Here is an 11925-nt window from a genome sequence, read left to right as displayed (position 1 = left end):
CGACGCGGTGTCGACGCTGAGCAGCATCGTCGGGAACCTGGCGTCGGTGGTCGGCTCGATCTTCTCCGCGATGTCCGCCGACGGTGGCGGGGCACTGGCCACGCTCGATGACCTGACCGGTCGCCTCGCGGCGTTCCTGGCCAGCGGAGAGGGTTCGACGGCGCTCGGGCAGATCTTCGCTGGCTTGTCGGCCGCCGCGGCTGGCCTGGTCCCCGCCTTGACATCGGTCGTGTCCGCTCTGGTGACCGCGCTGGGTCCGGTGGTGGCCGAGCTCGGGCCAGCGGTCGGCCAGCTCGCGGCGCAGGTCGGCGCGACCCTGGTCACGGCCATTCAGGCCGCCGCGCCGCTGCTGCTGGCCATGGCCACGTTCCTTCAGGCCAACATGTCCTGGATCGGCCCGCTGACCATTGCCGTGGTCGGGCTAGCTGCCGCGCTCGGCCCCGCCATCTCGATCGTGATGGGCCTGGTCAACGCCTTCAAGGCCGTCACGCTGATCCTGCAGGTGCTGCGGGTGGCGATGCTGACCAACCCGTTCACCGCGATCATCACCGCCGTTGTCCTGCTGGCGGTGCTGATCGTGTCGAACTGGGACACGATCAAGGCGTATCTGCTCGCGGCCTGGGAGTGGATCAAGACGACCGCAGCGTCGGTGTGGAACGGCATCGTGTCCTTCTTCACCGAGACGTGGAACAGCATCACCTCGACGGTCTCGGAGGTCTGGAACGGCATCGTGTCGTTCTTCTCCGGGATCTGGGACCGCATCGTCGCAGTTCACGTGGAGATGATCACGCGAGTGCGGCAGTTCCTCTCCGACGCCTGGCAGTTCTGCGTCGACACCACGCGCAACGCCTGGAACTCCGCCGTCAACGCCGTCACCACCGGAGTGTCCAATGTGGTCAACTTTGTCAAGGAGCTGCCGGGGAAGATCCTCGACGCGCTCGGCAACCTCGGCACGCTGCTGTGGGACTCCGGGCGTGCGCTGCTGCAAGGGCTGTGGGACGGCATCAAGTCCGCGGTCGGCTGGGTCAAGGACAAGATCTCCGGCGCGCTGAGCTCGATCCGCGACCTGTTCCCGTTCTCCCCGGCGCGCGAGGGTCCGTTCTCCGGGCACGGCTACACCACGTACTCGGGTGCCGCGCTGACCCGCGATTTCGCCGACTCCATCGCCGCCAACGGCCGCCTCGCTGTGGCCGCTGCCCACCAGGTGGCCGGCGGGGTGCGCTCGGCGCTGGCGGCGCCGACGATCGCCGCGCCCGCTTCCGTGGCCTACTCCCGCCGGGCCGCGACAGCGGCCAGCGCCCCGGCCGCAGCGACCAGCGCGGCGCCGTCGGGTGTTGGGGTCGCCGAGCTCCGCGAAGCCCTCGCGGGCATGGCATTCACCCTCGACGACTCCGGCGGGCGGGTCATGGCCCGCGTGGTCAACCGCGTCAACGCCGCAGACCGCAGGAGGTGAGCCGTGCCGCTGTATCTGGGCCCGCTGGGCAGGCTCGCCCGCCTGCGCGCACCCCGGCCCGACATCCGCATCGAGCACCCCCGCCAGGGCGGCACGCACGTCGCCTTGTCCGGGGCCCGCACCGTCGACTACCTCGGCAGCCGCGGGCAGTTCGAGTTCACGTGGAAGTGGCTATCCGATTCCGAACGCGACTACCTCGAAGCCCTGCGCGACCGGCACATCCGCGGCCCGCTGCGGTTCGTGCTGCCCGGGTGGCGCCGAAACCGCCTGTCCCGCTCCGCCGCGAGCGTCGGCTACGGCGGGCGGGACTCCTCCGGGGTGGCTCTCACCGCGGGCACGACCGCGCCGTCACCAGCCTGGCCCGATCCGGTGCCGCTGGCCGGAGCCGCGTTGGCGTGGTCAGGGTGGGCGCTCGGCTCCGGGCTACGCCTCGACCACGCGCACCCCGTGCCGGTGCTGCCCGGCGAAGCCGTGACGGGCTCGGTGTGGGTGCGCTCGCCACACGCCGTGGCCGTGCAGCTGGCGGCCGAGCACTACACGGCGGGCGGCTACACCGCGGCGACCGAGGCCGCCCCGGTCACCCTCACCCCGGAGGTCTGGCGGCGGCTGGCCGTGACCGTCCCGCCGACCGGCGGGTTGTGGGGCGTGTCGCTGCGGATCACCCCAACCTCCACCCCGGCCGCGACCTCGCTACTGCTGGCCGCCGCACAGGTCGAGCCCGGCGACGCCGCGACCGGCTGGTCGCTCGGCGGCGGGGCACCGGTGGTGATGGTCGACGAACTGCCGCTCACCGCCGCCCGCCGCGGCTTCACCCACCCCACCCTGACGCTGCTGGAGGCGTAACCGGTGCTGCCCCATACCCCCGAAGCTGCCCGCGCCATCGAAGCGCCCGAGCGCACGTTCGCCACCCGATTCCGGGTGGACTGGAACCGCGACGGCCGCTTCGACCATGCGCTGTCGGACCTGTCGCGGTTCGTCAAGCCGTGGCGGCGCGAGCACATCGTGTCCTCGACCGCACCCGACGAGCTGCTGCTCATCGAAGGCCACGCCGCGGCCCGGCTCACGGTGCCGCTGACCGGTGACATCGACGGCGACCCGATCGCCGTGCAGTTCGCCCCCTACAACCGTGATTCGCTGCTGTTCGGTGTCGACGTCGAAGGCGCCGAGGTCGAGCTCGACGTCGCCATCTGGACCGACGAGCACGGGTTCGAGTGGTTCCCCCAGTTCCGAGGCGTCGTGCGCAGTCCGGCGACCGATCGGGGCGATGGCACGGTCGTGCTCGAATGCCTCGACAACGCCGAGAAACTGCGCGGCCTGGTGCAGCTGCCTCCGTACGCGCTGTGGGAACGCCACCTGCAACGAGGGTTCAAGCGCGGCCAGCTCATCGACAGCAGCAGCCTGATCGACCTGGCGGCGCGTGCCGGCGGTTTCACGATGGGCCCGCGAGGGTTCAGCTGGCCCGACGAACTCTCCGCCGCCCCGTACCGCACCGGTGTCGTCCTGTCAGTGCCCATGCACGGCAGCATCCTGCCCGAGGTCGGCACCCTCGACAACGAACAGGGCATCCACCGCACCGAAGCGTGGGAGACCGGCGACGCCGCGCACCGCGCCCGCGCCGAGGCATACCGGGAGGGCCCGCACGGCTACCTCGCCCGCCAAGCTGTTCCCCGCGGTGAAGAAGCCGCCGGGTTCCACACCTACTGGATCGACGAGCTCGACCGCGGTGTCGCAGGCGCAGCGGATTCCACGTGGGTGCTCGGCGGCTGGTTCTACTGGACCGGACCGAACGTCGACGCCGCCACCGCCGCGATCGAGCTGCAGGTCCGCGGGCACCGCTTCACCCTCGCGCTGGAGCCCAGCAACGGCGCGGGCCTGGCTCGCATGCAGTACGCCACCAGCTTCGACAACGACCAGCTCGGCGGCGACACTTACGAGCGGATCGATGGCCCGTTCTCCCCCTTGCCCTCCGAGCCTGGTTGGCACTACTACGAAGCCGCCTTCGCCTGGTGGTCCAACGGCGACATCGAGATGCGGTCGTGCATCGACGACCGCCGCCAGGCGCCGCGCGTGGTCGCCAACCGCGCCACGACCGCCCACATCGACCGGCTGTCGGGGTTGGTGACCATCCGCAACACCTGGGCCGTCTCCGACGTGGCCATCGTCAACGGCGCCGCCAAGCCGCCGCTGGCCCAGATCACCTACGACACCACCCCCGCCGGAACCGCCCAAGTGTCCTGGGGACGCAACCGCGCCACCCACACCCTGCGCGAGTCCTTCGAAGCGTTCACCCTCGCCAAAGACGTAGCCAGCGCCGAATACGGCCTCGTCCTGTTCGACGAGTCCGGCCGGTTCTGCTTCTACAACCACGACGACGTTGTCGACCGCCAGGCCACAACCGTCCGCACCTTCACCCTCGATGACCTCGGCAACCTGGGTTTCCGGACGACGTTGGACAGCGTCCGCAACGTCTGGTCGGTGACCACCACGAGCGCCCGCACCGTGGTGGGCATCGCCTACGACCTCGGCGAGGACGGCGTACCGCTCGCCCGCGCCGCATCCGGCGAGCTGCTACCCGCCGAGTTCATCATCCCCGCCCGCTCCGCGCGCGAACTGTTCATCCAGGCCGACGACCACACCATCGCCGTCAACCCCTGGGGGCTGCCGCTGATCGCCGAAGCGGCACCGTGGGATCAGCAGATCCCCCGGCACGGTCGCCAGGTCTACACCGGCACCGACTACCGCGAAGGCACGTCGGCATCCACCGAGCAGAAATTCGTCTCCCGTGGCCTGGTCCGGCTGTGGGTGTGGAACGGCTGGGCCGAACCGGTCGGGTTCGTCAACCCCAACGGACAACCGCGGTTCCGCCTCGAGGGGTCCGTTGTTGTCGAAGACGCCGAGAAAACCTGGACCATCCGCAACGAGGCGTCCATCGCCACCCGCGGCGAACGCGTCATCGAGCTGAGCGGGAAGTGGCTGCAGGACGAGTGGCAGACCCGGGCGATGCTCGACCGCCTGGTTCCGCGCATCGGCAACCCCATCCCCGTCTCCGACGCGATCACCGTGCCCGGCGACCCGCGCGTGCAGAACCTCGACTGCATCGCGATCGCCGACCAAGGCGGGTTCGGGCACCTGCGCACCCAGATCTACGGCCTCACCCGCTCCGTCGACGACGACGGCCGCCTCACCGACACCTACCAAGTCGAAGCCATCGCACCGCCCGCCCCCGGCGTCTGGGATTCCTCCAGCTGGGACAGCACTTTCGTTTGGAGCTAACCGTGACGATCCCCCACGTGCCCAGCAACCCCGAGCGCATCGCCCGCGCCGCCGAGCAAAACCTGTTGATCGACCAGTGCAACAACACGACGAACACGGTTGCCGAGCACACCTCGACGCTGTCCGACCATGGGGCCCGGCTGCTGTCGCTGGAATCCGCACCCCCGCCGCACACCCACCCCATCAGCGAGGTCACCGGCCTCCGGACGGAGCTCGACGACCACGACGCGAGGCTGTCGACGCTGGAAACCGCACCGGCACCCGTGCTCGACGACCTGGCCGACGTCACCGCCACGGGCGCAACCGACGGCCAGGTGCTCAAGTTCAGCGCCGGAACGTGGGCGCCCGCCGACGACGCCACCGGCACCGGCGGCGGAGCAACCACCCTCGACCAGCTCGACGACGTCACCACCGCGGGCGCCGCCGCTGGCCACGTCCTGAAGTTCAACGGCAGCACCTGGGCGCCGGGCACCGACAACACCAGTTCCGGCGGCACCGGTGCGACCGTCCTCGACGAGCTGACCGACGTCAGCACGACCGGCGCGACCGACGGGCAAGCCCTGGTGTATTCGGCCGGCACCTGGTCGCCGAGCGCGCCGACACCAGCAGCGCACGTTCACGCCGTCGCCGATGTGACCGGCCTGCAGGCCGCGCTGCATGGCAAGGCCGACGACGCCGAAATCACCGCGCTCGACGGGCGTATCGGCAACCTCGAAAACGCTGCGAGCGCCCTCTATCCGACGACCGCCAGCGACACCTTGCTCTACGGCGACGTCATCAGCTCCCACCAGCGATCGGATTGCCAATGGGGCGAATCGCTGACCAACAACTACATGACCGCCGTCGCCACCCGTTCACCCAAGGACTTCACGGCGACCGAGCTTCGGCTCTGCGTCACCGCCGCCGCGGTCGGTTCGGGCACGTTCGACCTGAAGGTCTACACCGGGCCGAGCCTGTCGACTCTGGCTGAGAGGCACTGGGCCTACGGCCAGGACAAGGTCAATACGGCCGGCGTCAAGCACATCCCCATCGGCGACCTCGCAATCGCCGAAGGCGACCACATCGCCATCTGCATGATCGCCACCGGTTGGACCACGTCACCGCGGTTGTCCTCGACGCCCACCGGAACCGGCGCGCAGCTGCTCATCGGCGAACGGCCCTACTCGGTGTACCAGGCCGGGCAGACCTTTCCGCCACCCGCAGTGCTCAACACGACCGAATCCAAGTGGACCCGCGCAAACCAGCTCTTCTGGTTCGCCTTCGCCTGACGCTGCAAAGGGGGCACCGTGGACATCGCCGCCCTCCTGGCATCGGCCGGACCACAGGCCGGAGTCGGTGGTGTCCTGGTCGTGCTGCTGGTGTGGGTCATGCGCGCGGCTGCGACCGACCGCGGCGACTACCGGACCGCGCTCGCCGACGCCGAGAAGCGCCACGCCGTCGAGCTGGAGCGCATCAACACCACCCACGACGACGAAGTCGCCGAGCTCCGCGACCAACTCGCCGAACTGCGCGCCCGAGTTGACCAGCTCGCCACCCAGCTCGACGACGAGCGGCGCCGCCGGTGGGCCGCCGAGGACGCCGCCGCCAAGGCACTACGGGGGGACTCATGAGACGTCCGCAGTGGATGACGTGGGCGCGCGCCCGCGCCCTGGTGCTCGGTGCCGTGGTGGTGTGGGCCGCCTGGCTGACCTGGTCACTCGCTGACCGGTCGCACACCGCCGAGCAAGAAACCGGACGCGCCGACAGCGCCGAGCAGCGCCTCGACCAGCTCGCCGACGACGTCGCCCGTGCCTGCGCGCAGGGCGGCGACGCCGCGGCCCGGCTCGGTGCCGCGTGCGTCTCGGCCGAGCAGGCGCAGCGCGAACCCCGCACCCCAGCCGACGGCGCCGATGGTGCGGACGGGCGCGGCGTCACCTCCACCTCGATCCGCGGCGGACAGCTGATCGTGACCTACTCCGACGGCACCACCGCCGACGTCGGCCCGGTGGCCGGCCAACCCGGAACACCCGGCGCGCAGGGCCGCGGCATCGTCGCCAGCGTCGTCGACGACGGCGCCCTGGTCCTCATCTACTCCGACGGCACCCGCGAAACGGTCGGCCGCATCGTCGGACGCCCCGGCGCCGACGGCACCGACGGGCGCGGCATCGCCGACGTCACCGCCGACGACGGCCGCCTGATCGTCACCTACACCGACGGCAGCCGCGAGGACGCCGGACCGCTCCCGCCCGGCCCGCAAGGTGAACCGGGCCAGCAAGGCCAGCGCGGCGAGCCCGGCCCGGACTGCCCCACCGGCTACGAGCTACAGCCGGTGCTCTACCTCGCCGCAAGCGGAGGCACCGCCCCCGGCATGGGCTGCGTGGCCACCGACGCCAGCACCACCCCGCCGACTGAAACCCCCGAAACTTCCACGACTTCCGAACCGAGGTGATCACATGGCGTGGCGCGTAGCGCGCTCGCTGGAAACCCTCCGCGAGCAGTTCAACGACGCATTCCCCGACCGCTCCACAGCATCCGATGGCGGGATCGGCGACGCCGCGCACGCTTCCCGCAGCAGCGACCACAACCCGTGGCACACGGTCGACGGCATCGGGGTCGTCACCGCAAGGGACTTCACCCACGACCCCGCGCACGGCATGGACATCGACCGCCTGACCGACGAACTCGCCGCATCCCGCGACCCGCGCATCAAGTACCTGATCGCCAACGGATTGATCATGGACACCCGCCCCGGATACAGCCCGTGGCGCTGGGTGCCCTACCGCGGCGCGAACCCGCACCGCAAGCACTTCCACATCAGCGTCAACCCGCACAACTGCGACGACGACACCCCGTGGAACCTGCCCAGCTTCACCAACACCGCCCCGAACAACCAGGAGGACGACGTGTCCTACGACGACGCCAAGCGAGCCATCGTCGACGTACTCTGGCGCGAACGCCACCCGTCACGGGTCCGCGGGTCCGACGTCAAGCTCAGCCTCGCCGAAGCGGCCCTCAACGGCGACCTCTACGGCTTCGAGAACCGCGCCATGCTCGCCGCCCAGGCCGAGACGATCCGCACGCTGGCCGCAGCCATCACCGGCAGCGACTTCAACGCCGACGAGCTGATCAAGCGCATCGACGACACGGTGCGCAACACCATCGCCGACGCCACCATCAACGTCGACGTCAACGTCGCACGAGGAGCCGACGGCAATGTCTGACCAGCTCACCGCGTGGCTACGCACGATCGTTCCCGCCGCCTGGTCCGCGGTCATCGCCGCACTCGTCACCGGCGGCGCCCCCGCGTGGTTGGTCGACGGGCTCGGCGACGCCGGGCCCACGCTCGTCGTACCGCTCGTGCTCGCCGCCGTCTACCCGCTGCTGCGCAAGCTCGAACCGCACCTGCCGCCGCCGATCGCGCGGGTACTGCTCGGCTCGACCAGGCCGCCGACCTACACCCCGCCGAGCTCGACGACCGAACAGGATGGGCGGCACCGCGCCGCCTGAGCCAACGCGCCCCGCTCCCCGGCACCTGGTGCTAGGGAGCGGGGCGCGTTTCGCGTTTCAGCTCCGGCTGCCGCCGGTAACCGCATCGTCAGCTTGGACGACCACCGTCGAGACCTCCCCGGCTGCAGCGAGCTGTTCAGCTTCCACCTTGTCCCGCGGCGTCGGGCCGACCCTGATCGTCACCTCGGCTGGAGCGCCCGCGCCGCGCAACAGCGCCGCCTCGCGTGCCGGGAACGGAGTAGGGATGCCGTGCCGGTGCCGCACCTGCGCGGCCAGCACCGCGTACCGCTGCCCGGCTTGCATCGCGGCGTTCTTCCATGTCGGATCATCGGTGTGGGCTGCGAGCTCGGCGTAGAGGATCGCGGCCGAGTCGTAGCCCTGAGCCTGGCGGTACGGGTCGGAGGTGTCCCCGTAGGCGGCTTCCGCCTCGCTTAATCCGGCCTCGATCGCCTCGCGCTGCATGCTCATCACGCCCCTCGCTGGTCTAGTAGAGAGCGGGCCCGAAGGAAACCCGCCCCCGCATCCTTCCGGATCTCCGGTCGGTGCGGGGGCGGGTTCGTCGTTCCGGGTCAGGTGGGGATCTGCCAGCGGCGCGGGCTGCTGGGGTCGTCAATCCACACCCATTGGCCGCAGCGGGTCACGGTGAGCCCGAACCGGTCCCATCCGGGTTGTTCCAGCCGTAGCCACGTGTCGTGGGCGGTCTCGACAGCTCGCCACAGGGACCGCGGTCCGCCTTCACGTACCCGGTACGTTCCGCCGTCGGGTTGCAGGTCGATCTCGGCCCACGACCGGTCGGCCGTGGCGATCCACGCAGCGGTCGGGGCCTGCGTCGGATCGCTCCCGGTGTAGCCGCTGGACGCTCCGGCTCCGAGGTCGAGCGCCGCGAGGAACCAGACGACGAGGTTCTGCAACGTCCCCGGCGCAACGCTGGTGGTGCGCTCCACCGCGTTGGAACGGTCACGGGGCCGGGCAATGCTGGTGTAGGCCGCGCCTGGTTTCCGCAGTCCCATGAACGCCGCGTAGGTCCGGTCGAACCGCCCCTCGGCGCCCTCGTCCGTGCGCCGCAGCAGCACGAGACTTCCCGCGTTGACCGCCGGTTTCACGTCCGTGAGGATCAGGCCACCCGGTTGGGTCTGCTCGATCCAGGACCACGGCACCGCGGGCACCGAGCACGTCGCGATGATCCGGTCGAACGGCGCGTGCCCTGGCAGCCCGCCAGCGCCGTCGACGGTGACCACCGTCGGGTGGTGACCGATCGCCGCCAGGCGGGCGCGGGCGGTCTCCACCAGGTCCTCGTCGACATCGACGCTGAACACCCGCTCGGCGCCCAGCCGGTGGGACAACAACGCGGCGTTGTAGCCGGTGCCGGTCCCGATTTCGAGCACGCGCTGCCCGTCGTGCACGTCGAGCGCTTCGAGCATCCGCACCATCAACCCGGGCTGTGACGACGACGAGCGCACCACCTGCCCGGACTCACCGTCGGACAGCGCGGTGATCAGCACCGTGTTGGAGTACACCCGGCGCAACCACTCATCGCGCCCGGCCGGTGAACTGGTGTCCGCCAGCCGCCAGCCACCGGCCTCGTGGACGTAGTAGGCCGGGACGAACTCGTGAGCTTGCCCAGCTCCGCCAGCTCATCAGCGAGGCTGCACGCCTTCGGCTTCCAGTCGATCACGGGTCATGCCCTCCATTCCCGCCTGGAGCAGGTCGGCGAGTGCTTCGGTGATCGGCGCACCGGTCTGATTCTCCAACCAGCCGTACCGGCCGGCGCCGTTGGATTCGAGGAACACCCAGTCCCCGGCCCGGTTCACGCTGAAGTCGAACGCCGCGTAAGCCAAACCGAAGGCGTCCATGTAGGCGCGCACTCCGCGGCGCACCTCGGCTGGTGTGGGAATCCACTCGTACCGCAGCGCATCGAAATCGGCCCGCCAGTCCACACGCGCGGCCGGGGAATGCGCGTGGATGGCGATGGTGAACACCCGCTCGCCGACCACGACCACCCGCGCCTCGTAGTCCTTGTCGACCCACTGCTGGATCTGGTGCGCGGTCAGCCCGATGCCGTCGAGATCCCGCAATGCCGCCTCGTCGAGCCTGCGGGTAAAGGCGATCTTGAGCTTGTCATCCTCGGTCAGGATGTTCGCCGCGAACGACTTCTGCACCACCCCGGTATCGGCGGCCTCGGCGAACCGGCGCACCGCGGCCGGTGCATTCGTCACCAGCGTGTCGGGGACCGTCAGCCCGCACGCGGCGGCCGTGACCAGTTGCAGCGGCTTGTACATCGCGTCGGCGGCCCGGTTCGGGTGGTTGACCCACAGCACCGGCAGCGCCGAGAGCACGCCGCCGAAACCGAACTTCGCTTCCCGCGCCGCGTGCGTCCGCCACTGCGGCGCCATCCCCGGCGGGAACCGGAACGGGGTCGGCGAGCAGTACCAGATCGAGCGGATGTCTTCCAGCGCCACACTGCGGTGCTCGGTGGCCAGCGACCCCACCCAGCGGGAAGCGCGGAGCTCCGCGTCCAACACGAGCCGGTCCGGGAACCAGCTCGTGTCGGCGCGGAACACCGGCACCCCTCGCCGCGTGAGGGTGCGCACCACGGCATCCACCGGGGCGTCTGCCTCATCAGCGAAGATGACCACGGTCATCGCTTACAGCTCTTCCCAGTCGTAGTGCTCTTCCGGCCCTTCATCGCCGTCACTGCTGGCCTTGGTCTTCCAGTCCTTGTCCATGCGCTCGACCAGCGGCACCCCGGAACCGTCCGGATCGACCGCCACCTGCAGCTCGTGGCAGTAGCCGAACTCCGGCCGAACCGGCAACGGCCGGTCCTGGGTCACGCGCAGCCCGAACGGCCGCAGCGCCTCGTTGGTGCCGACCTCGACCAGTTCGCCGCCGGTTCCCGGCACCCCCGCGAACCGGCCGCTTGCCGAAGCGAGCGGATCGTCAATGAACGTCGTCACGATTTCCCTTCCTTTCTCCGTACTGCCGTTCTTCCACCGGTTCCCAGCGCGGGGAACCGCTGGTCGGGTAACCCGGGCGGGCACGATCAGCTGACCGCGGCCGGGTCCGTCTGGGCTTCTGGCACACGTGCCCGGCGCCAAGGCCCGCCGCGGCTCCGCATCGTCGCCCCGGACTCGCTGAGAATCTTGCGCACGAATCCGAAGGATCGGCCGCTGGCCTTGGCCAGGGCCCGGATGGTGGCGCCCTTCTCGTAGGCGGCGCGGAACTCGCGTGCGACCTCGGCGCGGTACTCCCCCTCCACCGTCACCTCAGCGGGAATCCGCGGGACCTGCGGCGCATCGGAACTCTGCATCATCACCTCTGCTCGAAAGCTGCTCCGCCGTGCCCCGGTGCTGGTCGGGCGTCCGGCACCGGGGCGGTTTCCTTCCCGCAACTCACAGCTGCGGGCCGACACCTGGCCAGTGCGGCACGCCGTTGGCGTCGTGGACCGGTTCGGGCTCTTGCGCTTCCTGCTCGGGTTCGGTGTCGTGGGCGTCTTCCACGTGATCTCCTTACTGTCCGCAGGGTTTGGGCCACCGGGTGCACCAAGGGGCGGTGCTCCCGGTGGCCGCCGCTCCGGCGCCGTCCAGCGGTCCGGCACCAGAGCGGCGCGCGGGTCGGTTGCGGCGCAGCCGCCGCGCGTCGACCCGCTGCCACGGGCCCGGCGCTCCCCAGCCGAACCCGTGTCCCCGGCAGCGTCGTGCCGGGGAGCGAAGGCG

General features: G+C 70.5%; 13 protein-coding genes. 8 read left to right on the top strand and 5 right to left on the bottom strand.

Annotation, left to right across the window (positions count from 1 at the left end):
• The 8 genes from BM252_RS31335 to BM252_RS29330 all read left to right on the top strand — a co-directional run.
• Positions 1-1453 (top strand): phage tail protein (locus BM252_RS31335; RefSeq protein WP_174900725.1); only part of this gene is annotated, 1453 nt, incomplete at its 5' end.
• Positions 1454-1456: 3 nt separating this feature from the next.
• The gene (locus BM252_RS29360; RefSeq protein WP_093357066.1) at positions 1457-2296 is read left to right on the top strand and encodes a hypothetical protein; all 840 of its coding nucleotides are present in this window, start codon (positions 1457-1459) and stop codon (positions 2294-2296) included.
• Between the two features lie 3 nt (positions 2297-2299).
• Positions 2300-4726 carry a hypothetical protein gene (locus BM252_RS29355; protein WP_093357065.1) on the top strand — a complete coding sequence of 809 codons (2427 nt, stop codon included), beginning with the start codon at positions 2300-2302 and terminating at the stop codon, positions 4724-4726.
• A 2-nt stretch (positions 4727-4728) separates the two neighbouring features.
• A complete protein-coding gene (locus BM252_RS29350) occupies positions 4729-5994 on the top strand; it encodes a hypothetical protein (protein WP_093357064.1) in 1266 nt (421 codons plus the stop codon).
• 18 nt (positions 5995-6012) lie between these two features.
• On the top strand, positions 6013-6336 hold the full coding sequence (locus BM252_RS29345; protein WP_093357063.1) for a hypothetical protein: 324 nt from the start codon (positions 6013-6015) through the stop codon (positions 6334-6336).
• On the top strand, positions 6333-7154 hold the full coding sequence (locus BM252_RS29340; protein WP_139236816.1) for a collagen-like domain-containing protein: 822 nt from the start codon (positions 6333-6335) through the stop codon (positions 7152-7154). Before BM252_RS29345 ends, BM252_RS29340 begins: the two co-directional genes overlap by 4 nt.
• A 4-nt stretch (positions 7155-7158) precedes the next feature.
• Positions 7159-7926, top strand: coding sequence for a hypothetical protein (locus tag BM252_RS31330; protein WP_174900724.1), 768 nt, complete (start codon positions 7159-7161; stop codon positions 7924-7926).
• Positions 7919-8212: a hypothetical protein gene (locus BM252_RS29330; RefSeq protein ID WP_093357060.1), complete on the top strand. Its 294-nt coding sequence runs from the start codon at positions 7919-7921 to the stop codon at positions 8210-8212. The genes BM252_RS31330 and BM252_RS29330 overlap by 8 nt, the downstream gene beginning before the upstream one ends.
• A 57-nt stretch (positions 8213-8269) precedes the next feature.
• Here BM252_RS29330 and BM252_RS29325 read toward each other — a convergent pair whose 3' ends face one another.
• The 5 genes from BM252_RS29325 to BM252_RS29305 form a co-directional block, all read right to left on the bottom strand.
• Complete coding sequence (locus tag BM252_RS29325; RefSeq protein ID WP_093357059.1) at positions 8270-8680, bottom strand: hypothetical protein; 411 nt, start codon at positions 8678-8680, stop codon at positions 8270-8272.
• Positions 8681-8781: 101 nt separating this feature from the next.
• Positions 8782-9729, bottom strand: coding sequence for a methyltransferase domain-containing protein (locus tag BM252_RS29320; protein WP_217429990.1), 948 nt, complete (start codon positions 9727-9729; stop codon positions 8782-8784).
• 120 nt (positions 9730-9849) lie between these two features.
• Positions 9850-10854, bottom strand: coding sequence for an ATP-grasp ribosomal peptide maturase (gene tgmB, locus BM252_RS29315; protein ID WP_093357056.1), 1005 nt, complete (start codon positions 10852-10854; stop codon positions 9850-9852).
• 3 nt (positions 10855-10857) lie between these two features.
• Positions 10858-11166, bottom strand: a complete 309-nt coding sequence (gene tgmA, locus BM252_RS31325) for a putative ATP-grasp-modified RiPP (protein ID WP_093357055.1) — start codon at positions 11164-11166, stop codon at positions 10858-10860.
• Positions 11167-11252: 86 nt separating this feature from the next.
• Positions 11253-11522 (bottom strand): helix-turn-helix domain-containing protein, encoded by a 270-nt coding sequence (locus BM252_RS29305; protein WP_217429989.1) that lies wholly within the window; start codon positions 11520-11522, stop codon positions 11253-11255.
• Between the last annotated feature and the right edge of the window lie 403 nt (positions 11523-11925).

The organism is Rugamonas rubra (assembly GCF_900114705.1).
Classification (GTDB): Bacteria; Pseudomonadota; Gammaproteobacteria; order Burkholderiales; family Burkholderiaceae_D; genus Rugamonas; species Rugamonas rubra.
The sequence above is the reverse complement of the archived record's forward strand: the minus strand, read 5'-3'. Positions and strand labels throughout refer to the sequence as shown.